The 24,064-nt window shown below is 71.3% G+C and carries 19 protein-coding genes; 13 read left to right on the plus strand and 6 right to left on the minus strand.

The window, feature by feature from the left end; genetic code table 11:
- Positions 1-71 precede the first annotated feature (71 nt).
- The 4 genes from EOT10_RS28625 (at position 72) to EOT10_RS28640 (ending at position 4,890) form a co-directional block, all read left to right on the plus strand.
- Positions 72-758: a FadR/GntR family transcriptional regulator gene (locus tag EOT10_RS28625; RefSeq protein WP_127831227.1), complete on the plus strand. Its 687-nt coding sequence runs from the start codon at positions 72-74 to the stop codon at positions 756-758.
- A 486-nt stretch (positions 759-1,244) separates the two neighbouring features.
- Positions 1,245-2,207: a TauD/TfdA dioxygenase family protein gene (locus EOT10_RS28630; RefSeq protein ID WP_127831228.1), complete on the plus strand. Its 963-nt coding sequence runs from the start codon at positions 1,245-1,247 to the stop codon at positions 2,205-2,207.
- A 105-nt stretch (positions 2,208-2,312) separates the two neighbouring features.
- Positions 2,313-3,926 (plus strand): APC family permease, encoded by a 1,614-nt coding sequence (locus tag EOT10_RS28635; protein WP_127831229.1) that lies wholly within the window; start codon positions 2,313-2,315, stop codon positions 3,924-3,926.
- Between the two features lie 196 nt (positions 3,927-4,122).
- Entirely contained in the window at positions 4,123-4,890 is a 768-nt protein-coding gene (locus EOT10_RS28640; RefSeq protein WP_127831230.1) for a dienelactone hydrolase family protein, read from the plus strand.
- Between the two features lie 217 nt (positions 4,891-5,107).
- On the opposite strand, the gene EOT10_RS28645 is transcribed toward EOT10_RS28640, so the two are convergent.
- Both EOT10_RS28645 and EOT10_RS28650 read right to left on the minus strand, forming a co-directional pair.
- Entirely contained in the window at positions 5,108-7,360 is a 2,253-nt protein-coding gene (locus EOT10_RS28645) for a zinc metalloprotease (RefSeq protein ID WP_127831231.1), read from the minus strand.
- A 444-nt stretch (positions 7,361-7,804) separates the two neighbouring features.
- Positions 7,805-8,380 (minus strand): TetR/AcrR family transcriptional regulator, encoded by a 576-nt coding sequence (locus tag EOT10_RS28650; protein WP_127831232.1) that lies wholly within the window; start codon positions 8,378-8,380, stop codon positions 7,805-7,807.
- 89 nt (positions 8,381-8,469) lie between these two features.
- On the opposite strand from EOT10_RS28650, the gene EOT10_RS28655 reads away from it, so the two are divergent.
- Positions 8,470-9,300, plus strand: a complete 831-nt coding sequence (locus EOT10_RS28655) for an oxidoreductase (protein WP_127831233.1) — start codon at positions 8,470-8,472, stop codon at positions 9,298-9,300.
- 66 nt (positions 9,301-9,366) lie between these two features.
- Here EOT10_RS28655 and EOT10_RS28660 read toward each other — a convergent pair whose 3' ends face one another.
- A complete protein-coding gene (locus EOT10_RS28660) occupies positions 9,367-9,705 on the minus strand; it encodes a thioredoxin family protein (RefSeq protein ID WP_127831234.1) in 339 nt (112 codons plus the stop codon).
- 172 nt (positions 9,706-9,877) lie between these two features.
- Entirely contained in the window at positions 9,878-11,017 is a 1,140-nt protein-coding gene (locus tag EOT10_RS28665) for a PucR-like N-terminal domain-containing protein (RefSeq protein WP_127831235.1), read from the minus strand.
- An 87-nt stretch (positions 11,018-11,104) separates the two neighbouring features.
- Between EOT10_RS28665 and EOT10_RS28670 the strand changes: the two genes are divergently transcribed.
- Positions 11,105-12,160 (plus strand): ferredoxin reductase, encoded by a 1,056-nt coding sequence (locus tag EOT10_RS28670; protein ID WP_127831236.1) that lies wholly within the window; start codon positions 11,105-11,107, stop codon positions 12,158-12,160.
- A 7-nt stretch (positions 12,161-12,167) separates the two neighbouring features.
- Positions 12,168-13,286: a fatty acid desaturase family protein gene (locus tag EOT10_RS28675; RefSeq protein WP_127831237.1), complete on the plus strand. Its 1,119-nt coding sequence runs from the start codon at positions 12,168-12,170 to the stop codon at positions 13,284-13,286.
- A 64-nt stretch (positions 13,287-13,350) separates the two neighbouring features.
- Here the strand turns inward: EOT10_RS28675 and EOT10_RS28680 are convergent, their stop codons facing one another.
- Both EOT10_RS28680 and EOT10_RS28685 read right to left on the minus strand, forming a co-directional pair.
- A complete protein-coding gene (locus EOT10_RS28680; protein WP_127831238.1) occupies positions 13,351-14,871 on the minus strand; it encodes an amidase family protein in 1,521 nt (506 codons plus the stop codon).
- Positions 14,868-16,205 (minus strand): MFS transporter, encoded by a 1,338-nt coding sequence (locus EOT10_RS28685; RefSeq protein WP_189492189.1) that lies wholly within the window; start codon positions 16,203-16,205, stop codon positions 14,868-14,870. The genes EOT10_RS28680 and EOT10_RS28685 overlap by 4 nt, the downstream gene beginning before the upstream one ends.
- 167 nt (positions 16,206-16,372) lie before the next feature.
- Here EOT10_RS28685 and EOT10_RS28690 point away from each other — a divergent pair, with 167 nt between their 5' ends.
- The 6 genes from EOT10_RS28690 to EOT10_RS28720 all read left to right on the plus strand — a co-directional run bounded on the left by EOT10_RS28690 (position 16,373) and on the right by EOT10_RS28720 (position 24,028).
- Positions 16,373-17,557, plus strand: coding sequence for an Lrp/AsnC family transcriptional regulator (locus tag EOT10_RS28690; protein ID WP_189492192.1), 1,185 nt, complete (start codon positions 16,373-16,375; stop codon positions 17,555-17,557).
- A 74-nt stretch (positions 17,558-17,631) separates the two neighbouring features.
- The gene (locus EOT10_RS28700; protein WP_223281266.1) at positions 17,632-18,648 is read left to right on the plus strand and encodes a MurR/RpiR family transcriptional regulator; all 1,017 of its coding nucleotides are present in this window, start codon (positions 17,632-17,634) and stop codon (positions 18,646-18,648) included.
- Between the two features lie 149 nt (positions 18,649-18,797).
- Complete coding sequence (locus EOT10_RS28705) at positions 18,798-20,315, plus strand: APC family permease (protein ID WP_223281267.1); 1,518 nt, start codon at positions 18,798-18,800, stop codon at positions 20,313-20,315.
- A gap of 56 nt (positions 20,316-20,371) precedes the next feature.
- On the plus strand, positions 20,372-21,682 hold the full coding sequence (locus EOT10_RS28710; RefSeq protein WP_127831241.1) for a type I glutamate--ammonia ligase: 1,311 nt from the start codon (positions 20,372-20,374) through the stop codon (positions 21,680-21,682).
- A complete protein-coding gene (locus EOT10_RS28715) occupies positions 21,672-22,829 on the plus strand; it encodes an amidohydrolase family protein (protein WP_223281268.1) in 1,158 nt (385 codons plus the stop codon). Before EOT10_RS28710 ends, EOT10_RS28715 begins: the two co-directional genes overlap by 11 nt.
- Entirely contained in the window at positions 22,826-24,028 is a 1,203-nt protein-coding gene (locus EOT10_RS28720; RefSeq protein ID WP_127831242.1) for a M20 metallopeptidase family protein, read from the plus strand. Before EOT10_RS28715 ends, EOT10_RS28720 begins: the two co-directional genes overlap by 4 nt.
- The last annotated feature ends 36 nt before the right edge of the window (positions 24,029-24,064 follow it).

Genomic DNA, 24,064 nt, shown 5'->3' on the forward strand with positions numbered 1-24,064 from the left:
GAACTCCTTCGTTGGAGAAGAACCGACCGCTAGAGTTACCAGGTCATCAGATGACTAGAGAAGAGGTGGGGATGAAAAACGTGAAACGTCCGCCGTCGCTCGTCGATTCGGTGATCGCGGCGCTGCGGCAGGAGATCGCGCAGGGCACCTGGAAGCTCGGCGACCGAATCCCGTCGGAGAGCCGGCTCGCCGAGACGCTCGGTGTCAGCCGCCTGTCCGTACGCGAGGGGGTACGCGTCCTCGTGCACTCGGGCCTGCTGGTGACGCGGCAGGGCAACGGGACCTTCGTGACGGCCACGGACGAGTCCCAGGTCGCGCTCCGTCGCCAGCTCGACCGCGCCGCGGCCCAGGACATCATCGACGTGCGCCGCGGCCTGGACATCGTCGCCGCCCGCCTCGCGGCGACACGGCGCACGGACGAGGACCTGGAGCGGATGCGGAAAGCGCTGGACGACCGGGCCGCCGCGTCACGGAAAGCCGATGTCGACGCCTTCGCGGACGCCGACGTGGACTTCCACCTCCACATCGCGGAGGCCGCCCGCAACCCCGTGCTCAGGGACCTCTACCGCGGGATGAGCGACGCCCTGCGGGACAGCGTCAAGGCCGACGAGTGCATGAAGCACTCTCTCGCCGGACACGACACGTCGCACGAGGACCTGCACCGGGCCGTCGAGACCGGGGACGCGGCCGAGGCGGCCGCCATCGCGCTCGCCATCCTCGACAGCCAGGAGCACCACGGCGAGGATCCGGCCGCGTGACCGTGGGGCGCGACGGCCGTCGTTCGTGACGCCCGCGCAGCTCGGCTCAACGGGTCGGCCACACAAGTGAGTTCGGGTACATGCGCAGCCCGCACAGCTGTCGCAAGTGCCTCGGGCTTCGCCGGGCCGGGGAAGGGGAACGGACCGTCTCGGAGCGGTCCTCGGCCCCCGGCCCGGCGGCCGCCCACTGGTGTCCGGGCGTGTTCCGCACCTCTGCGTTAGGGTGACCGGCATGCACACGCACGCGAACTTCCGTGAGGGCGAGCCGCGATACAGCGGCCCCCACGGCGTGTGCGCGCCCCGCGGTTACGGCTTTCTGCGCCGCCGCGGCCGGGTGGGTTCACCCCCGGCGCTCCTCCTCTCCTCCTGTCGCTGAACCCCTCTCCGGCTTCCGTATCCGGGCCTGAGCCTTCCCCGGACCGGTTCCGCCACCGCCGCGGCGCGCTGTCCGCCGGCCGGCACCTCCGAGCTTCGAAGGAGTCCGCCATGACGCTGTCGTCGTCGCTGCCGCTCACCCATGACGCCACCACCGCCCCCGCCCTGCGCGACCACCGCATTCCCGCCGACGGCCTGTGCGAGGGGCCGCGCATCCTGCGCCGGCTGCCCGACGGCGTCCCCGGGCGGCCGTACGAGAAGTTCGAGCTGGTTCCGCAGGGCCCGGTCATCGGCGCGGAGATCCGGGGTCTCGACCTCTCGCGGCCCGTGCCGTCCGCCGTACGGGACGAGCTGAACCGCGCGCTCCTCGAATGGAAGGTGCTCTTCTTCCGCGGCCAGCACCTGACCCCGGACGCCCAGCGCCGATTCGCCCGCCACTGGGGCGAGTTGGAGACCAATCCGCTGCTCGCCCCCGGTGACGCCGACGACGTGGTCCGCTTCGACAAGTCGCCCGGTACCGTTCCCACCTTCGAGAACGTCTGGCACACGGACGTCACCTTCCGCGAGCGCCCCGCACTCGGCGCCGTGCTCCAGCTGCGGGAGGTGCCGCCGGTGGGCGGCGACACGATGTGGGCGGACATGGCGGCCGCGTACGACAACCTGCCGGCCGGGGTGCGGGAGCGGATCGACGGGGCGAGCGCCGTCCACGACTTCCTGCCGGGGTTCTCGCGCTTCTACTCGCCCCGTCAACTCGCGCAGTTCCAGGAGCAGTTCCCGCCGGTCGAGCACCCAGTGGTGCGACGCCACCCCGAGACCGGCCGGCGGATGCTGTTCGTCAACACCTCGTTCACCACCCGCATCGTCGGCCTCGACCGCCCGGAGAGCGACCGCCTGCTCCGCCTGCTGTTCCAGCAGGCCCACGTCCCGGAGTTCCAGGTGCGGTTCCGCTGGCAGGCGGGCGACGTCGCGTTCTGGGACAACCGCGCGACCCAGCACTACGCCGTCAACGACTACGCCCCGCACCCCCGCGTCGCCGAACGCGTGGCCATCGCGGGGGACCGCCCCTTCGGCTGACCAGCGACGTTCCCCCCTCGCCCACGGCTTCGCCTCAGCGGCAGGTGACCCGCCGCGTGGCAGGCTGAGCACCCCTGTGCGCGACCGTCCGAGGAGGCCTGCACGATGGCGCAGTACGAGCCGGCGGACATCGTCGCCGCCCCTCCGGACGTCCGCGCCGAGGAGAGCAGGCTCCGCAAGGACCTCGGTTTCTGGGGCCTCACCGCGATCGGCTTCTCCAACATCCTCGGCTCGGGCTGGCTGTTCGCCGCCCTGTACGCCGCCCAGACCGCCGGCCCCGCCGCGCTCCTCTCATGGGTCGGGGCCGGTGTGCTCTGCGCACTCGTGGCACTGGTCATGGTGGAACTCGGGGCGACCCGGCCCGAGGGCGGCGGCACCGTGCGCTGGCCGCTGTACGCGAGCGGCCGTCTGGTGGGCACGCTGGTCGGCTGGTCCGTGCTGCTGTCCGTGGGCGGCACGGCCGCCGAGATCAGCGCGATCATGCAGTACGCGGCCCACTACGTGCCCGGGATCTACCACGACGGCAGGCTCACCGCCACCGGCCTGGGCGTCGCCACCGCGCTGAGCGTGCTCCTGACCGCCCTGAACTGGTTCGCGGTGCGGATGTTCGCGCGCCTGAACAACCTGGTGTCGGTGTTCAAGGTCGTGGTCCCCGTGGTCACGATCGTCGCGCTGTTCCTGTCCGGCACGCACTCCGGACGCCTCACCGAGCACGGAGGGTTCGCCCCCTACGGTTACGCGGCCTGTCTGACCGCGCTGGCCGGCGGCGGCATCGTGTACTCCGTGAACGGCTTCCAGGCCCCGCTGGACTTCTCGGGCGAGGCCCGCGACCCGCGCCGCACCGTCCCCGCCGCCGTGCTCACCGGCATCGGCCTCGCCGTCCTGGTCTACCTCGGGCTCCAACTGGCGTTCCTGTACACGGTGCCCGAGTCGCTGCTCGCGCACGGCTGGCAGGGCGTCAGCTTCGATTCGCCCTTCGGCCAGCTCGCCCTCGTGCTCAACCTGCACTGGCTGGCCACGCTGCTCTACGCCGACGCGGTCGTCTCCCCGGGCGGGTCGGCCTACGTGGGAGTCGCGATCGACGCGCGCCACACCTACGCGCTGGCGAAGAACGGCCTGCTGCCCCGCTTCTTCATGCACATCGACCCCCGGTCCGGCATCGCGCGCCGCGCACTGCTCCTCAACCTCGCGGTCATCATCGTGTTCATGCTGCCCTTCGGCGGGTGGCAGGACATCGTGAGCGTGATGGGGGACATGTATCTGCTGATCTACGCGGCCTCGGCGGTGGCCGTCGCGTCGTTCCGGGCCCACGACCGCGAGCGTGGCCTGCCTCTGACGGAGGGGCAGGTGCCTGGGGTGCGCTGGATCGCCCCGCTGAGTTTCGCGGTGGCCACCGAGTTCGTCTACTGGTCCGGGTGGCACGATCTGCGGCTCGCCCTGCCGCTGGTGCTGGCCGGTGTCCCGCTGTTCCTGCTCCAGCGGCGCCGGGCCGAAGGTCCGCCCACCCGCGAGGAGTTGAGGCAGGGCGCCTGGCTCGTGTGCCATCTCGCCGCGCTGACCCTGTTGTCGTGGCTCGGCACCTTCGGCGGCTCCGGCCGGCTGCCCGCCCCGTACGACTCGGTCGTCGTGGCCGCCCTCTCCTTCGCGGTCTTCGGCTGGGCGGTGCGCTCGGGCGCCGCACACCTGCGCATGACTCGGAACGGGCGCCAACTCACCTGAGACTCCGGTGAGTCGGCGCCGGACAGAGCTCTCCCAACGCGTCTCGTTCGGCGGAGTGATCTCGACCTGCTTCGGGTACCAGCCGTCCTTGTGGTTCTTGTGGCCCTCGCCGTTATTTCAGAGGGATACCCGCGCTGCTCTGCCAGCGGCAGAACACCGGCCGGACCGGGCTCGACGATCACTACAGTCCAGTCTCATGACGACGATTACGACGCGTACGGTCGAGTATCCGGCCGACGGTTTGACGATGATCGGGCACCTCGCGCTCCCGGCCGGTGTCGACCGCCGGCCCGCGGTGCTGCTCGGACCAGAGGGCATGGGGCTCAGCGACGTCGAGCGCCGCCGGGCCGATGCTCTCGCCGAGCTGGGATACGTGGCGCTGGCCTTCGACCTTCATGGCGGGCGCTATTTGGGCGACCCCGAGGAGATGCTGGCCCGTTGCCTGCCGCTGCTCGCTGATCCCGAGCGGATGCGGGGCATCGGCCACGCGGCGCTCGATGTGTTGCGCACCGAACCGCGGACCGACCCCGACCGGATCGCCGCAGTCGGCTACGGCACCGGGGGTGCCGTCGGGCTGGAACTCGGGCGCGACGGCGTCAACTTGCGCGCGATCGGGACAGTCAACGCACTGACCACGGGCCGACCGGGCGAGGCGGCGCGCATTCGCTGCCCGGTGTGGGCCGGGGTCGGGTCGGAAGACCCGATCATGCCGCCCGCGCAACGGGACGCGTTCACCGCCGAGATGCAGGCCGCGGGCGTCGACTGGCGCCTCACGGTCTACGGCGGCGCCTTGCACGCCTTCCACCACCCGCCGGTCGACCACCCTGCCGTCCCCGGCGTCGGCTACCACCCACGGCACGCGCAGCGAGCCTGGCGCGACATCGTCGACCTGCTCGCCGAGTGCCTGCCCGTGACGGAGGATCTGGGGCATGACGCAGGTAAGCATGCTGGCCCCGGGCACTGACGGTCCACTCCCTCAAGTCCGCACAGCAGAAGCACATTCGGGCGGTTACTCGATCGCGGAGACGTATTCACAACTACCGCAGTAAGTACCGGATTTACTGCGGCAGAGCCTCTGCCGTGATCACCGCGACCTGCGGCGGACCAATCCGGTCGAGCCGACCACGTATCCGTGGTTGAGCAGCTGATCGCCGTGCGTGAGCCGGGGCCTGGAGGTCAGCTCATTCCTCGAGATCGATCCTGGTCCTTCGCAGCGTGAGCGATTCGTCATCGGCGGAGTGGATCCGCAACGCGAGGTCACCCCGTTCCGGGTCGCCCATGCCGATGTGGATGCGATCGTCGTGGTCCGTCCACCAGTAGCCGTCGACCCGGTCGACGCCATCCGCGGCGCCGATGTCGAGGACGACTGCGGTGTGGTCCTCGCACAGCTCGAGCCCCCAGCGGCCGTGGGAAATGGGGAACTCGTAGCCCTCCGAGCGGAACACCTGCACGTCCGCTTGGTCTTCCTCATGCGAGTGCCACCACCGCCCCAGGGGAGGCTTCTTGCCGCCACGCTTCGGCGGGAGCACTTTGAAGGCGACTCGCTGTCCGCCGACCAGGACGTCGTGTCGGTCACGGCGCTCGTACTGCTGAACGTCGATGAGGAACAGGCCGAAGGGCGGGGCGTTGGTGTCGGCTACGACCTGGACACCAAGGGTGTAGTACTGACCGGCGTCGACCTTCACCGGGCCGATCAGCTTGTCGAGCTTGTGAATCCGAAGCGTGTTCTCCTCGAAGCTCGCGACCGTCGGGTCGAGGTGCGCGTGCCGCAGCTTGGCAGCCAGCTCATCCGGCACCTCGAGCTCGACATGACCCCACGGTCGCTCGCCACCGAGCGATGGCGCATGCACGGCGAACAGCACCTCGCGCTCGGTGTCGGTGAGGTTGCCCACTGTGACGAACCCCGGCAGGTCGAAGTGGCCACTGGTGGCGACTTCCACGTTCTTCCAGACGATCTTGTTGTTGTTCTGCACGTTGCCGTAGAGGTTCGAGGTCTCCGGAAACGTCATTCCGTACGGTGCGGCGGCAGCGGTCTCGATCCGGCTGAGCAGGCAGAAGTGGTTCTGGTCGCCGCCGAACATGCTGTAGTCGGCCGGGTCCGGCGGGGACCAGGGGAACTCCAGCACCGTTGACCCGCGGCCTGGAACGGCCCCCGTCGGCTGAGTCCCGATCAGGCCACCCATCAGCGCGGGCGTGGTGACGGTGCCGTCCCAGGGCGCCGGCCACGCGAGTGCCGAGGACGCCTTGGCCCAGTAGAGCTTCACCGTGCCGCCGGCGGGCGTCCCGCAGGCTGCGTTGCGGACGCGGACGTAGACGTAGTTGGGCTGCGACCCTGCCGGGCGGTGGACCGGGTTCTGGTGGTCCTGGTTCGTGGAGCCGTCGTTCTGGTTGCGTACCCAGATGTCCTCGCTCTGCCACATCGGCTCCGCGAGCGGGTCCGGCTCCGCGGCCGTGTCCCGGGGCGTGTCGGCCGACCACAGCTTGCCCGCCTCGACGGCGAGTGGGGGAACGGCGCCGTCGGATGCGAGGAGGTAGGACCGTGGCCCTGCCAGCGTGGCCTGCATGCGTGCGGCCTGGTCGACGGTGAACATCACGCGGGGCGCGTCGTTGGTGTAGTCCATGTAGTTGACGAACATGTCCCCGTTCGGGCCGTTGCTGCAGGAGATGTGGGGGAAAGTCGGGCTGCCGAAGTTGGCGGCGGCCTGCGCCGGCGTGTCGGCGCACTGGTCGTTGTCCGCGCAGCCGCCCTGGAACACGTGGAACAGCTGGAAGTAGTGCCCCACCTCGTGAACGGTGAGGCGGCCGCGGTCGTACGGGGCGGCGCCGGGGCCGAAGACCGTGTAGTTGACGATCACTCCGTCGGTGGCGGCGGACGAGCCGGGGAAGGTCCCGCGCCCACCCTGCCCGGACTGTGCCGGACACACCCAGATGTTCAGGTACTTGTCCCTTGGCCAGGGATCCGCCCCTCCGGTGGCCGCGGACTTGACGTCGTCGGTGTTGAAGATGTCGAACGACGCGGTCGTGGTCTGGGTTCGGGTGATGCCGGTCGTGAGCTGGCACGACGGGTCCCGGGCGGCCAGCTGGAAGCGGATGCCGGTATCGGCCGCCAGTGCGGAGAACGCCGTGGGCGCTGTGGAGAGGTCGGCGTTCGTTTTGCCGTAGTCGCGGTTCAACGCGTCGATCTGGTTCTGGATCGCGGCATCGGGGAGGTTCTGGGCCGCGGTGTTGTAGACGACGTGGACCACGACGGGAACGACGGCCGGGCTCAGGCGGAACGCCGCGTCGGCGTTCTCCGCGACGTAGCGATTGATGAACGCCTCCCCGGCCAGGAACCGCTCGCGGTAACCGGGGTCCCGCTTGAGGAGCTGGAGGTGGTGCTCCCACGTCCCGCAGGGCCTGCGCATGACGTCCGTCTCGTCGGTCTGCTCTGACACCTGTGCCTCTTCTCGCCGATGCTCCGACCCGAGGGCACCAATCCCACACCGCATCGGATCTCGCCGCAGCAGACCGAGGGCCGACCGGGTGGCACCGGCTTCGGGTTCGCCTGTGCCAGGCGATAGGGACGGTGATCCCCGGCCGACCCGCTCATGCGATCTTCCGCCGAAACCCCGCCCCGCCGGCGATCACCGTGGGGGCGGCCCGATCTGGCCTTGGCACCAACGGCTGCTCCGTTGATCAAGCGCCGCCAATTGCACTGGATGCGAACTCGCGACAGTTCGCGAATCGTCCTGGGGCGAGATCTGAAGACGCTGGCGCGAGGGGCAGCCGTTCAGCTTGATCGGGCGGGCGCTCGGGGCGCCGATGCGCCACGTCCGCCGCTTCCTGTGCCGGAGCGGTGGTGTCCGCCCGGGCCGCTCCGATACACCGCCGGTCCGTGTTCAGCCGTGTTGCGGCCGCGCCCTGGCGGTCAGGCCGGGCAGGACGAGGGTGAGCCAGCGGGCGCGAGCGGCGGGCTGCTGGTCGCTGGGGGCGCTGGAGAACAGCAGGTAGATGTCGCTGACGGTGACGTCCGGGTGGATGTCGCCGTCGGCCTGACCGGCGCGGATGAGAGCTGCCACGGCCTGACCCGCGCGGTCCTCGTCGGCGAGGTTCCCCGGCTCGGCATCGAGCGCCTGGGCGGCGGCCTTGACGGCGCGGTCGACCGCAGTCGCCTCGATGACGCGGCCGAGGAACGCGGCCAGCTCGTCCAGGGCTCGGGCCCCGTCCCTGACGCGGTCGAGCGTGGCCTCGGCGTCGTCGGCGACGCCGGTGACGTACGCGGTGAGGGCGGCGGCGATGAGGTCGGTCTTGGTGGGGAAGTGCCGGTACAGGGTCCCCACAGCGACGCCTGCCGCCGCAGCGATCTCGTCCATCCCGATGTCGGGTCCGTGCGCGGCGACCTGCTCGCCGGCGGCGGCGAGGATCTTCTTGCGGTTGCGGACCGCGTCGGCGCGCGGCGCCCTGGGGGGAGTCATGAAGACCAAGTCCTTCGGGTTGCACAAAGATGAACCTCGGCTCACTATAGATGGTGAACCACAGTTCATCTTAAATGTGAGGACCGCACATGCCCACCAAGACCGCCCTCGTCACCGGCGCCTCCTCCGGCATCGGCGAGGCCACCGCTCTCAAACTCCAGAGCCTCGGCTACACCGTCTACGGGGCCGCCCGCCGCCTCGACCGGCTGGAGAAGCTCGGCGACCGCGGCATCCGCCCGCTGGCCATGGACGTCACCGACGACGACTCGATGCGGGCCGGTGTCGAGCGCATCGTCGCCGAGGCCGGCCGGATCGATGTCCTGGTCAACAACGCCGGATACGGCTCCTACGGGTCCATCGAGGACGTCCCCCTGGACGAGGCCCGCCGCCAGTTCGACGTCAACGTCTTCGGCGCCCTGCGCCTGACCCAGCTCGTCCTGCCCCACATGCGCGAACAGCGCGCCGGCACCGTCGTCAACATCACCTCCATGGGCGGCAAGATCTACACCCCGCTCGGCGGCTGGTACCACGGCACCAAGTTCGCCCTCGAAGCCCTCAGCGACTGCCTGCGCCTGGAGGCCAAGCCCTTCGGCATCGACGTGGTGGTCATCGAGCCAGGCGGCATCGCCACCGAATGGGGCGGCATCGCCGCGGACAAGCTGGAGGAGTCCTCCGGCAGCGGCCCCTACGCCGCCCAGGCCGCCGCTGTCGCCTCCTCCCTGCGCTCCGAGGCCAACGCCAAGCGCAACTCCCCGCCCTCCGTCATCGCCGACGCCATCGGCAAAGCTGTCACCGCCCGCCGCCCCAAGACCCGGTACGCCACCGGCTTCGGCGCCAAGCCCCTGATCGGCCTGCGCCGCATCGTGCCCGACCGTGCCTTCGACACCCTCATCTCCCGCGCCATCGGCATGCCCCGGTGAACTCGGCCGCGTGTGAAGTCGATGCGGCAGGCGCCGTCTGTCGGGGCCACGTGCCGCAGCGCCCGCTCAGAGGTGGCCGTCCAGGAACTTCCGTACCTCGGCGATGGTCATAGGCCCCGTGCCGTGCGCCACCGCCTCTCCCTCCTTCAGCAGGACGTAGGACGGGGCTCCGGTGATCCCGTATCGCTCGGTTGCGGCCGGACAACGCGTGATGTCGGCGCGGACGGCCGTCAGGCGGCCCGTGTAGTCGTCGGCGATGCCACCCACGACGAGGTCCATCACCCGGCAGGGCTCGATCGCCTTGGGCCATGCACCGGTGAAGTACGCGAGGACCGGAACTCCGCTCATCCCGAGGATGAAATTGAATTCCGCGTCCTCACGGGGTCGGTGAACCCGCTTCGTCATGGAAGATCCTGCCCTCACGTTCCGTCATTCCATCCCCATCATCCCTCGCGCGGTGTGCCAGGCCGGCCAGGTTGGTCGTCCGGTTGACCTGGTGACCCGGCCTGGCGGCCCCGTCGCTCACCCAGCTTCCTGGACCGCTCGCGGACGCGGTCGTGGACGGTCGAAGTACGCGTCAGCTGTCCGGAAGACCGACCGCCAGCGTCAGTTCAAGGACCCGGTGTGGCGATGCGAGATCCGGAAACAGCTCCCGCAGCTGCGACATCCGGTACCGGACTGTCTGGGGATGGACGAACAACGCCGCCGCCACCTCGTCCCGCCTGCCCTGGTGCAGCAGCCACGCCCGCAACGTCTTCTCCAGCCGCCGTGCGGTCGTGACGGGCAAGGTCCGCAACGGTGCGAGGGCTCGGGCACGCAGGTCTGCGAACGCGTCCACGTCGGCGCTGAGCACCAGCTCGGGCAGGTGGTCCTCGGTGTCGCGAATATCAGAGGAGAGGGAGCGCGCGCGCACGGCTCGTGCGTACGAGGCGGACGCACGAGCCCATGGCCGGGCCGGGCCGACCACGGCGGTGCGGTCGGTCAGCTGCCGCAAGAGATGTGATCGGTCGGCATCGGGGACGAGGAGCACGCCGGTGGCGTCCGGCAGATCGTCGAGGACGAGGGTGCTCGGGTCGAGCGCGCGGTGGGCGGGCCAGGCCTGGGCGGCGGGCAGCAGGACCGCGGTCAGCGACACCGGAGGCTGCCACCCGGCCCGCCCCGCAGAGGCCAGCAGCACGTCCGGGCTCGCGCCGGCGAGCAGGTCGCGGGCCAGGTGTTCCAGGTGGCGCTCGTGGGCCCTGCCCCGGGCGGCCAGTTCGTCGGCGTGGCCGGCGGCGCTCGCGGCGGAGAGCTCGTCGATGTAGGCGAAGGTCAGCTCGGCGAACTTGGCGACCTCGGCGGCGGGCAGACCTGCGGGTACGGCACCCGCAGCCAGGCATCGCCAGGCCACGCGGGCGCCGACGCGGTAGGCACTGAGCAGGGCGTCCATCGAACGGCCGTCCCGGACCTCGCCGCGGCCCAGCTCGTAGGCCGCGTCACCGGCGTCGCCGCCTGTGGCGTTCCCGCTCGCGAGGTCCAGGTAATGCCCCAGGGCGGTGCGGACGGCTCGGCGGATGGTGGCACCCATGTGGCCCGAAAGGGCGCCCGCGTAGGGAGGGACCTCGTCGATGATCGCCTGGACGACCTCGTCGGCGGTGCTCTTCAGCGCGGCCCGAAGCGCGGTGACCGTCGTCTCATCCAGGGCCAGCTCGCTGACCCTCCGCATTGCATGGCTCACGATTTTATTCCCTGCGAACAATTCAGTCGGCCAGATTTACATCCTGCGGTCAGGACTTTACGCCTTGAGGCGCATCAAGCTGGAGTCATGACGAGTACAGCCCTCCGCAGCAGGGCGTGGAAACTGCTGGAGATGGTCACGACGCCGCTGCTGCCGTCGGACTACCTCGACCTGGTCAGCCCGCTGCGTGCGGGCGCTGACCTGCGGGGGCGCATCGAGGCCGTGCACCCCGAGACGGGTGACGCCGCGACCATCGTGATCAGGCCGGGACGGGGCTGGCGCGGCCACACGGCCGGTCAGTACGTGCGGATCGGGGTCGACGTCGACGGGGTGCGCCTGTGGCGTGCCTACTCCCTCACCTCGCCGACAGACCGCCAGGACGGCCGCGTCACGATCACCGTGAAGGCGATCCCGGACGGCAAGGTCAGCAACCACCTGGTCCGCAAGGCGAAACCGGGCATGCTGATCCAGCTCGACCAGGCGACCGGTGACTTCGTACTGCCGCAGGCCAAGCCCGCCAAGGTGCTCTACCTGACGGCCGGCAGTGGCATCACGCCTGTGATGGGCATGCTGCGCGACACCGAGTTCGACGACGTGGTCATGGTCCACTGCGCGCCACAGCCGCAGGACGTGATCTTCCGCGACGAACTGCACGACCTGGTCGCGGACAAGAAGCTGCGGCTCACCGAGGTGCACACCGACACGGACGGCATGCTCGACATCGCCCGTCTCGACGAACTCGTGCCCGACTGGGCCGAGCGCGAGACCTGGGCCTGCGGGCCCGCGGGCCTGCTCGACGTCGCCGAAGAGCACTGGACCGAGCACGGCGTCCAAGAGCGCCTGCACACCGAACGCTTCCGCCCCGGCATCGTCGTCACCGGCGACGGCGGCGAGGTCACATTCAGCGCCACCGGCAAGAGTGTCGACGCGGACGGCGCCACGCCGCTGCTGGACATCGGCGAAGAGGCCGGCGTGCTCATGCCCTCCGGGTGCCGCATGGGCATCTGCTTCGGCTGCATCACGCCGCTCAAGGCGGGCGCCGTCCGCGACCTGCGCACCGGCGAGATCACCGAGGCCGAACCGGGCGTCCTCATCCAGACCTGCGTGTCCGCCGCGGCGGGCCCCTGCAACATCGAACGGTAGGAACACCTTGACCGCCACCGACCCCACCGCCCACCTGACCGCGGAACAGATCGAGGAGCTCGGCCGAGAGCTGGACGCGATCCGCGACGAGGTGATCGCCGGCCGCGGCGAGAAAGACGCCGCCTACATCCGTAAGGTCATCTCGGCGCAGCGCAAGCTCGAGCTGGTCAGCAGGGGCGTGCTGCTGTTCTCGTTCTTCCCGCCCGCGTGGCTGCTCGGCACCGCCGGTCTGTCCGTGGCGAAGATCATGGACAACATGGAGATCGGCCACAACGTCCTGCACGGCCAGTGGGACTGGATGCGGGACCCGAAGATCCACTCCACTACCTGGGAGTGGGATCACGCCTCGCCGTCCGACCAGTGGAAGCACTCGCACAACGAGCTGCACCACACGTACACCAACGTGATCGGCAAGGACAACGACCTCGGCTACGGCATCATGCGCGTCGACGAGGACCAGCGGTGGCACCCGTTCCACCTCGGCCAGCCGCTGTGGAACTTCATCAACGCCTGCTTCTTCGAGTACGGCATCGCAGCGTACGACCTGGAGCTCGGCAAGAACCTGCAGAAGCGCCGCCGTAAGAACCCGGAGTTCCGTGCGCGGGCCAAGGCCGTGGGCCGCAAGATCCGCAAGCAGGTGCTCAAGGACTACGTGATCCACCCGCTCCTTTCGGGCCCGTCGTTCCTCACCACGCTCGCCGCCACGTTCACCGCGAACCTGGTCCGCAACATCTGGACCCACTCGGTGATCATGTGCGGGCACTTCCCCGAGGGCGTGCAGGTCTTCGAGCGCCGGTCGATCAAGGGCGAGACGCGCGGCCAGTGGTACCTGCGCCAGATGATGGGCTCGGCGAACATCAGCGGCAGCAGGGCCATGCACTTCATGACCGGCAACCTGTCCCACCAGATCGAGCACCACCTGTTCCCGGACCTGCCGAGCAACCGGTACGCCGAGGTCGCGGTGAAGGTGCGCGCACTGTTCGAAAAGTACGAGCTGGAGTACGTCACCGGGCCGCTGCCCAAGCAGGTGTTCTCCGCGTGGAGCAAGGTCTTCCGGCTCTCGCTGCCGAACAAGAAGCCCAAGGTCAAGACGCCGGACCGCGAGCGGGAGCTCGTCGCGGCCTGATTCCCGGCATGGGTTCAGACCTTTCGGCCGTACCGGCGGCAGCCGCTACGCTCCCCACGGCCACTCACGGTGACCATGAGCCCTCACCAGCCGAGGGTCGCGAGCGCGGCGGCGGCTCTCGTCGGGCGTCGACGGTGTGTGCGACGGGTGCCACGCGCGAACCCGTCGCCGCTTCCTGGAGTGCGCCGGCGAAGCGCAGCACGTCCGCGTCGGCGCCGGGACGCCCCACCACCTGTACGCCCACGGGGAGTCCGTCGTCGGTGAAACCGAACGGCACGGAGGCGGCCGGGAATCCGGTGACGGTGACGCGGGAACAGGCCCGCATCCAGTCCAGGTAGTGGCGCGTGGGGACACCGTCCACCTGGGGCGGGTGGTTGAGGCCGATGTCGAAGGGGGCCACCTGGCTGGTGGGGCAGAGCAGGAACTCGTGGGTGTCGAGGAAGGCGCGGGCCCGTTCGGTGACGGCGTTGCGCTGCTTCTCGGCCCTGACGAGGTCCTCGCCGGTGACCCGGCGCCCCTGGTCGACGTTCCAGACGATGTTCTCCCGCAGCAACTCCCGGTGCTCGTCCACGAGTTCGCCGAAGCAGAGCACCTGGTACCAGGCGCGCCAGGTGAGGAACGCGTCGTCGGCGCCGTCCCAGCCGGGACCGCCTTCGTGGACGTCACATCCCAGGGCGGCGAGCACCTGGGGCACCCGCGCGAGCACGCCGCTCACCGCGGGATCGACCGGCAGGCCGCCCAGATCGGCGTCGAAGGCCACCCGGCGGCCCGCCGGTTCGAAGCCGCCGCCGAGATCGAAGCTCTCCGGATACGGCGCCGCGAGCGGAGCGCGCGGATCGGGAACGCCGATGACCGCCATCTGCAGGGCCACGTCCTCCACACACCGACCCAGAGCGCCGTTGGTGGGATACGGGAAATAGGGCGCTGTGGAAGGCCAGTTGGGCACCCGGCCGGCGGACGGTCGCAGACCGACCACGTGGCAGAACGCGGCCGGGTTGCGCAGCGAGCCGCCCATGTCGGAGCCGTCCGCGATCGGCAGCATGCCGGTCGCGAGCGCGGCCGCCGCGCCGCCGCTGCTGCCACCGGCGCTGCGGGTGAGGTCGTAGGGGTTGCGCGTGGCGCCGAACACGTCGTTGACCGTGTGTGAACCCGCCCCGAATTCAGGGGTGTTGGTCTTGCCGACGAGGATCGCGCCTGCCTCGCGGTACCGCTGGGCGAGGAGCGCGTCCCGGTCGGGCACATGGGCGGCGTAGACGCGGGAGCCGTAGGTGGTGCGCAGCCCGGCCGTGTCGACGAGGTCCTTGTGGGCGACGGGCAGGCCGTGCAGCGGGCCGAGCGGGCGGCCGGTCCTCGCGTAGCGGTCGTCCGCCCGGGCCGCTGCCTCCCGAGCCCGCTCGGGGCAGTGCGTGACGATCGCGTTGACCTGCGGGTTCACTTCCTCGATGCGGCGCTGGAAGGAGTCGAGGACCTCCCGGCAGGAGATCTCCTTGGCGAGCAGACGGGCCCGCAGTTCGACGGCGGTCAGGCTCCACAGGTGCACGGCGGCTCCTTGTACGGGGGCGGTGTCGGTGGTGCTGCCCTTCATGACAGCTCGCGCCCCCGGGTCTCGGGAAGGAGGCGCAGGCAGAGCACGGACACGGCGGAGAGCACGACCAGGTAGCCGGTGAAGACGGCGTGCAGACCCATGCCGCTCAGCCAGGTGTTGAGGTAGGGGGCGCTGCCGCCGAAGAGGGCGACGGCGACGGAGTAGGGGACGCCGACGCCGGTGGCCCGGATCTCCGTGGGGAACAGCTCGGCGAAGAACACGCCGATGATGGAGCTGGAGAAGGCCATCACCGTGAGGGCGATGCTCATGGCGACGAGGAGCTGCCAGAAGGCGCCGCGCACCATCCAGTCCAGCGGGAAGGGCAGGATCACGTAGCCGATCGCGCAGACGTAGTAGACCGGTTTGCGGCCGAAGCGGTCGGAGAGGTGGCCGGCGACCGGCAGCGCGATGAGGAACACGCACTGCGCGAGCAGCCCCGCCACCAGCGCCGACGTGGGACTCATGCCCTTCGCGGACACGGCGTAGCCGGGGGCGAAGACCACCCAGGTGTAGAACCCGACCGTGCCGCCGATGGTGAGACCCATGCTCAGGAGGGCCGGGCGGCGGTGCCGCCACAGCAGGGCGAGCGTGGTGCGACCCGGTCGGGGCGTGGTCTCGCGAGGGGGCGTCACGGCGTCGAACGCGGCGCTCTCGGCGAGGTTGCGCCGCAGGTATATCGAGTACAGGGCGAAGAGCGCGCCGAGCGCGAACGGGATCCGCCAGCCCCACGTGTGCAGTTGGGCGTCGGTGAGCACGGCGCTGAGGAGCGCGCCGAGACCCGTCGCGGCCATGGTGCCGATGGTCACACTGACGTAGGACGTGGACGACCACAGGCCGCGGCGGGCGGGCGGGGCGATCTCGGCGACGTAGGTGTACGACGCGCCGACCTCGCCGCCGTGCGCGACCCCCTGCGCCATGCGGGCCACGAGCAGGAGGACCGAGGCCGCCACGCCGATGGTGTCGTAGCCGGGGGTGATGGCGATCAGGAGTCCGCCGGCGGCGGCCAGGGTGATCGACACGGTGAGGCTGACCTTGCGCCCGCGCCGGTCGGCGAGGCGGCCGAACAGAGCGCTGCCCAGCGGGCGCATGAGGAAGCCGACGGCGAAGACGGCGAGCGTGGACAGCAGTGCCGACAGGGCGTTCGTGGTGTGGAAGAAGCGCGCCGCGAAGAACGGCGCGAAGACCGCGTAGACGTTCCAGTCGAACCATTCGATGGCCCCGCCGATGTTGGCGGCGACGAGGCTGCGCCGCAGCGGGGAAGGCCCGTTGCGGGGCGGGGCGCTAGGCGAGGGGGCGGCGGAGGAGTGCGCGGCGACGGATCTTGAGGAGGTCATGAGTGCCTGCCGGGGGAGAGGGGGCTGGGCAAATTGTTGGTGCAGGCTGGCACGGTCTGCAGACAACGGACAACGGTTTTGCTTTGATTGAAAGAATCAGCCAAGTGAGGGGGCATCAGATGGCAGTGTCCGGCTCAGGGCAGGGGAGCGGGCGGGGGCCAGGATCCATGACGGCGAGCGGGCGCGCGCGACCTGCGCGAACCGGCGGTGCCGCGCAGGCCGGGCCGGTCGGGCCGGTCAGGCCGGTCGGGCCGGTCGGGCCCGCCGCCCCGGCCCCGCTCGATCCGCTCGACCTCCGCATCGTCGCCGCCCTCCAGATCGACGGCCGCGCCTCGTGGGGGCGCATCGCCCGCGCGCTCGGCGAGAGCGAGCGCACCGTGGCCCGGCGGGCGTCGCGGCTCCTCCAGGAGGGATGGGTGGCCGTCGTCGGGATCGTGCACAAGCAGCTCGTCGGGTGGGGCGAGCCGTACCTGCTGCGCGTCGGCTGCGAGCCGCGCCGGCTGCGCGCGGTGGCGCGGAGCCTGGCGGCCATGCCCGAGATCCGCTGGGTGTCGGTGGTGACGGGGTCGACGGACTGCTTCGTGGAGATGGACGTCGGACGCGAGCGGCTGCTGCCGATGGTGCTCGACGAGGTCGCCGCGCTCCCGGGCGTCACCTCGCTGCGTACCCACGCGGTCCTGCGGTACTTCAAGTCCTCGCACGAATGGCGCCTCGACGTGCTCACGCGGGCGGAGGCGGCCGCCCTTGCGCGCACCGACCTCGACCTGGTCGCCGCTCTCGCGGCCCGTCCCGCCGAACCCACGCCCGAGGAGAGCGCGATCCTGGAACTCCTTTCCCTGGACGGCCGGGCGACGACGGATCAGATCGCCACGGCGGCCGGGATCTCGCCGTCCACGGCATGGCGCAGGATCGAGGCGCTGCGCGTGCGGGGGATGGTCTTCATCCGCGCGGACGCCGAGGCCGCACTGCTCGGCATGCCGGTCGAGGCGCATCTGTGGCTGCGGGTGGCGCCCGGGCGCACCACCGAGGTGGGCACCCGGCTCGCGCGCTGCCCCGAGGTGCGCTACCTGGTGGCCACGACAGGGGACTGCCAGCTCGTCGCGGATGTCGCACTGGCCGACCGCACCGCCCTGTACACGTTCCTGGACGAGGTGACCGGCGCCGAGGAGGGCATCGACCAGGTCGATGTGACCCTCACCGCGCACACGCCCAAGCGCGGTTTCGTGCGGCGCGCCGACGGACGGCTGCACCCGGTCGGCTCGCCCGTCGTGCGCGCCGGCGGGGCGGCCCGAAGCCCTCGACGGGAACGGGGGAGTCCCGCCGCCGGCCAAGTGGCGGACGAGGCGAGATGACACCATCCAAGGCGCGGTCCGGCCCTGCCCGGCGACGCGCGGGACAACCCGGAGCGAGCGGAGAGAAGGAACGAATGCCCACCCCCCAAGCCCAAGGCGACACCCAAGGCCATGGCAACACCCCGGGCCACGGCGACACCCTGGGCCATGGCGACACCCTGGGCCCCGACAACACCTCGGGCCACGGCGACGCCTCGAACCCTGGCGACACCTCGCGTGCGGCCGCGCAGACGGTGGCCGACCGGGTGCGCCGCGCGCAGGACTCCTTCTCGGCAGGTGAGCGGAAGATCGCGAAGGCGCTGCTCGGCCACTATCCGGCCGCGGGTCTGGAGTCGACCTCCGCGCTCGCCGCGCGCGCCGGGGCGAGCGCTCCGACCGTGGTGCGTTTCGTGGCTCGCCTGGGGTTCGCCGGTTACCGGGACTTCCAGGCGGCGCTGCGCGACGAGGTGCAGGCGCGCAGGGCCTCCCCGTTGACGCTGCCGGCGATGATCACTGACGCCTCGGACACGTCGGAACTCATGGAGGTGGCGGCCGACGTGGGCTGTGCCGCGTTGAAGCAGACCTTCGCCGCGCTGCCGGCCGAGGACTTCGAACGGGCCACGGAACTGCTGTGTGACACATCGCGGCGCATCGTGGGCTTCGGCGGGCGGTTCACGTCGATGCTGGCGGAGTATCTCGACCTGCATCTGCGGCTGATGCGCCCGGACACGTTGCTGCACGTCCGGGGGCCGGGGCGCGACGAGGGTCTGGTGGCGGACCTGGGGCCACGGGACGTGTGCGTGGTCTTCGATCTGAGGAGGTATCAGCGCGGCACCGTCGAGCTGGCCCGCTTCGCCCACGGGCGCGGCGCGACGGTCGTACTGGTCACCGATCCGTGGCTGTCACCGGTCGCGCAGTTCGCGGACATCGTGCTGCCCGCGCGGGTGGAGGCGCCCAGTCCGTTCGACAGTCTGGTGGCGCCCCTGGCGCTGACGGAGGCGCTGGTGGCCGCCGTGCAGGCGCGCCTCGGGCCGGCCGCGGCCCGGCGGATGCGCGCGGTCGACGACGCGCTCGCGGACCTGGAACCCGGGCCCGGACCGGACCTGGCCTGAGGCGTCGAAGCGGGTCGAAAGGGCCGCCGAGAGCCGAGAAGTGAAACGACTGTTTCGCCGTGGACAGCTATTGACGCCTCACCTGGAATGGATATTTCATGTCAGGGTCCGGGCCGCAGACAGGCGGCCCCGCCCGCCAGGGAGCCTCCGTGCCAGCTGAACACCGGCCCCGACGCAAGCTCCGACTCTGGGAGGCCTGGGCGCTCTCCGTCGGCATGATGGGCCCGACCCTCGCCATGGGCCTCAACGGGGCCGGGGTCGCGGGCGCGGTCGGCACCGCCGTCCCCCTCGTCTTCCTCCTCGGCCTGCTCGGCGTCGCCCTCGTCGGCTACGGGTTCTGGCGCCTCACCCGGCACATCAGCCACGCCGGCTCCGTCTACGCCCTGGCCGGAAGCACCATCGGCCCGCGCGCCGGCTTCTTCGGCGGATTCGCCCTGCTCGGCACGTACCTGGCGTTCCTCGCCTGCACCCTGGCCGCCACCGGCGTCTTCGTGCACGCCTTCCTGGCCGCGCTCGGGATCGGGAACAGCGGACCCTGGATCGTCATCTCCCTGATCGCCGCCGTCGGCGTGACCGTGCTCAACTCACGCGACACCCGCATCACCGCCCGCGCCCTCCTGCTCATCGAAGGCGTCGGCATCCTGGCGATGCTGGTGCTCAGCGCCGTCGTCCTGGTCCGCGTCGGCGCCGGCAGCGCGCCCCGCGGCCAGAGCTTCGGCCTCTCCCCGTTCACCACGGGAGGCCACAGCGCGAGCGCCATCGTCAGCGCCACCGTGTTCGCCTTCCTCTCCTGGGCGGGGTTCGAGGCGTGCACCTCACTCGGGGAGGAGACCGCCGAACCCAGGCGCAACATTCCCCGCGCACTGGTCGGCAGCATCGTGCTCACCGGCATCCTGTACGTGGGCGTGATGTTCGCCGAGACCCTCGGCTTCGGCACCGACCGCCACGGCGTCGCCGCGTTCGCCTCCGCCGAGTCGGCTCTGTCCACCCTCGCCGGGCAGTACATCGGCACCTGGTTCGCCCTCGTCATCGCCTTCACCGCGGCAGCAGCCGCGTTCGCCGGGGCGCTGTCCTCCTTGGCGGCCGCCTCCCGCCTGTGCTTCGCGCTCGCCCGGGACGGCTTCGGCCCGAGCCGCCTCGCCCGCACCCACCCCCGTACCCACGCCCCCGTCCCCGCGCTGCGCACCACCGGCGTCATCGGCGTACTGCTGTGCGCCGCCGTCTGGGCCGCCGGCACCGGAGCCTTCGACGCCTACTACTGGTTCGCCACGGTCGGCGTGCTCTGCCTCCTCGTCGCCTACGCGGTCGCCGGCGCGGGAGTCATCGCCTTCACGCTCTCGGGCCGGGGCCGCATTCCCCGCTGGGAAGTGGTGGTGCCCGTCGCCGCCATCGCCTACCTCGTCTTCGTCTTCACCGAACAGTCCACCGGCCAGCAGGCGCCCTACAGCTACTTCCCGTGGATCGCGGGCGCCTGGTGTCTGGCCGGGGCGGCGATCGTGGTCCTCGCCCCGGAGAGGGCCCAGCGCATCGGGGACAGCCTGCGCGCGGAAGCGGCCGACACCGAACCGGCCGACACCGAACCGGCCGACGCCGAACCGGCCCCGGCCGACCAGACCCCCGGCGCGCCGTCACCCCAGCCCGCCCAACCCAGCGGCCTGTCCTCCTAGCCATGCCGCCCGCGCGAGCAACCTCCCGCACCACAGCACCCGTTCAGGAGCCGTCGATGTCCGACCCCGCCACCGTGTTCGTCGCGACCTGCGACCTGTCAGGACAGGTCAGAGGCCGTGCCGTGCCCCACTCCGACGAAGAGGACGTCCTGCGGACCGGCACCGGATGGGTGCCCGCCAACCTCGGCATCACCTCGTTCGGGCCCATCGCGCCCGGCACCCCCTTCGGCTCCACCGGCGACCTGCGTCTGCTGCCCGCCGAGGCCACCCGGACCGACGTCCCCGCCGACCCGGACACCGGCACGCCCGGCCTGCGCCTCTACCTCGCCGACCAGACAGGTCTCGACGGCGAGCCCTGGGCCTGCTGCCCCCGCACGTTCCTGCGCACCGCCCTCGACGACCTGCGCGAGACGACGGGCCTGAGTGTCACGGCCTCCTTCGAGCACGAATTCACCCTCGAAGGCCTTCCCCCGACCCGCCCCTTCTCCCTGCAACGCCTGCGCGCCGCCGAGCCGTTCGGGTCGGACCTCCTCGCCCTCCTCGACGGGGCCGGGTTGCGGCCCGAGAACTGGCTGCCCGAGTACGGCGACGACCAGTTCGAGATCACCCTGCGTCCCGCGGACGCCCTCACCGCCGCCGACCGGGCCGTGCTGCTGCGTGAACTCGTCCGCGACCTCGCCACCCGGCGAGGCCTGCGGGCCTGCTTCGCCCCCCTGCCCGACCCCGCCGGCTCGGGCAACGGCGTCCACATCCACCTCAGCCTCCAGGACGCCGACGGACGTCCCGTCCTCCACGACCCCACGCGGCCCGGCAGCCTGTCCGAACCCGGCGCCCGCTTCGCCGCCGGCATCCTGCGCCACGCCCGCGCCCTCACCGCATGGACCGCGCCCAGCCCCACCTCGTCCCTGCGCCTCACCCCGCACCGCTGGAGCGTCGGCGGCGTGTTCCTCGCCGAACGCAACCGCGAGGCCCTGCTGCGGATCTGCCCCACCTCCCGGCTCGGCGGAGGCGACCCCGCCCGCCAGTTCAACCTCGAATACCGGGCGGCCGACGCCACCGCCAACCCCTGGCTCGCACTCGGCGTACTCGTCCGCGCCGGCCTCGCGGGCCTGCACGGCGACCCGGACGGTTACCCGGAGCCGCGGGTGTGGCCCGAGAGCGCCGACGAGAGCGATCTCGCCGAAGTCCCCGCACTGCCGCGCACCCTGCCCGAGGCGCTCGACGCGCTGGAGGCCGACAAGGTCGCGTCCTCGTGGTTCGACCCCGACCTGCTGGCCACCCACCTCGCCGTCCGCCGATCCGAACTCGACCGTCTGGACGGCCTCGACGACGCCGCCCGCGCCCGGGAGACCGCACGTGTCCACTGAAACCCACCCCACCCTCGAAGCCGCCCTGCGCACCACACCGCTCGTCGACCACCACGTCCACGGCGCGCTGCGCGACGACACCGACCGCGCCGGATTCGAGCTGATGCTCACAGAATCCGACTGGCCCGCGCCGCCCGGCACCACCCACCTCGACTCCCAGCTCGGCTTCGCGATCCGCCGCTGGTGCGCCCCCCTCCTGGGCCTCGAACCGCACGCATCGGCGGAGTCCTACCTCGAGACCCGCGCCGCCCTCGGCCCCTCCGAGGTCACCCGCCGCCTGCTGACCGCCACCGGAATCGGCGACTACCTCGTCGAGACGGGACACAAGGGCGACGCGATCCTCGGCGTGGAGGAGATGGCCAAGGTCTCCGGCCAGGCGGCCCACGAGGTAGTACGCCTCGAATCGGTCATGGAGGACGTCGCCCGCGCGGGAGTCACCGCGGAGGAACTCCCCGGACGGTTCCGCGCCCTGCTCGCCGAACGGACCGTGACCGCGGTCGGCGTGAAGAGCATCATCGCCTACCGGTACGGCTTCGACTTCGACCCGGAACGCCCCACCGACGACGAGACCGTACGCGCCGCCGGGACCTGGCTGCGGGACGCGGAAGCCACGGGAACCTACCGGGTGTCCGACCCCGTGCTGCTGCGCTTCGCCCTGTGGACGGGCGTCGACCGCGGCCTGCCCATCCAGCTGCACGCCGGCTACGGCGACGCCGACGTGGAACTGCACCGCTGCGACCCGCTGCTGCTCACGCGGTTCATCAAGAACGTCCGGCCCCACGGCGTCGACCTGCTGCTCCTGCACTGCTACCCGTACCAGCGCGGGGCCGGCTATCTCGCCCAGATCTTCCCGCACGTGTACTTCGACGTCGGACTCGGCGTGAACTACACGGGTGCCCGCTCCGACGCCCTCATCGCCGAATCGCTCGAACTCGCCCCCTTCTCCAAGGTGCTCTTCTCGTCCGACGCGTGGGGGCCGCCCGAACTGCACTACCTGGGCGCCCTGTTGTGGCGCCGGGGGATGCGCCGCGCGCTGGGGCGGTGGGTCGACGACGGCGACTGGCACCCCGACGAGGCCGCCCGCGTCGTCCGCCTCACCGGCCGCGACAACGCCCGGCGTGTCTACGGACTGACGGAGGCGCGATGACCTCGGACGCCACGGCCCGCGCCCGCCTGACCGAGGAGCTGCGACGACGGCTCCCGGACGCGATCGCCCTGCGCCGCCGCCTGCACGCCGAGCCGCGCCTGTCCGGCGACGAGGGCCAGACCCGCGACACGGTGATCGAGGCGCTGCCCGCCCGCTGCGACGTGGCGAAGACGGCCGACACCGGGGCGGTCGTGCGCATCGGCGGCGCGGGACCGGCCATCGCCGTACGCGGGGAGATGGACGCCCTGGCCGTGACCGAGCGCACCGGCACACCCTGGGCCTCGCGGCGCACCGGCGTCATGCACGCCTGCGGCCACGACGTCCATATGGCGGCCGCGACGGCACTGGCCCTCGCCGTGGACCAAGTCGACGGCGCCGTACCGATGCTGATGGTCCTTCAGCCACGCGAGGAGGCCTATCCGTCGGGTGCGCTGGACATCGTCGAGGACGGCGTCCTGCGGCGCGAACAGTGCCGCGCGGTCATCGGCGCCCACGTCCAGCCGCTGCTGGCACCCGGCACCGTCGCCTGCACACCCGGCGCGGTCAACGCCTCCTCCGACGAGTTCACTCTCACCGTGCACGGCCAAGGTGGCCACGCGGCCTACCCGCACCTCACGCACGACCCCGTCGCCGCGCTCGCCCACATCGTCGTCGCCCTCCAGACCCTGGTCAGCCGGCGCACCGACCCCATGTCCCCGCTCGTCCTCAGCGTCACCCGGCTCGACGCCGGAAGCGCGTCCAACGTCGTACCGGACGTGGCGAGCGCACGCGGCACCCTGCGCGCCATGGACACCGGGCAACGGGCCGCCGTACAACGGGAGATGAGGGAAACGGCCCGCCTGGTCGCCCGCACCCAGGGCTGCCGCGCCGAGGTCACTTTCGTCCACGGCGAGCCCGTACTGGTCAACGACCCGGCGCTCACCTCGGCGACGGCGCCGCTCCTCGCCGAGCTGGGACTGCGCCCGGCGCCCGAACTCAGATCGGCCGGCTCCGACGACTTCTCCTACTACTCCGCGCACTTCCCCTCGCTGATGATGTTCGTCGGCACCGGAGGCGGCGGCACCAGGGGCGACGGCACCGGAGGCGATGAGGAGAGGCTGCACTCCGCCGCATTCCTGCCCGACGACACCGCGGTCGGCGAGGTCGCGCACGCCCTGCTCGCCGGCTACCTCGCGGCGGCCGGCAGTCTCCTGGACTGAGGGTCCCGCGTCTTGGTCCGGGGCGGGATGTCTCGG

The organism is Streptomyces antnestii (assembly GCF_004005495.1).
Lineage (GTDB): Bacteria > Actinomycetota > Actinomycetes > Streptomycetales > Streptomycetaceae > Streptomyces > Streptomyces antnestii.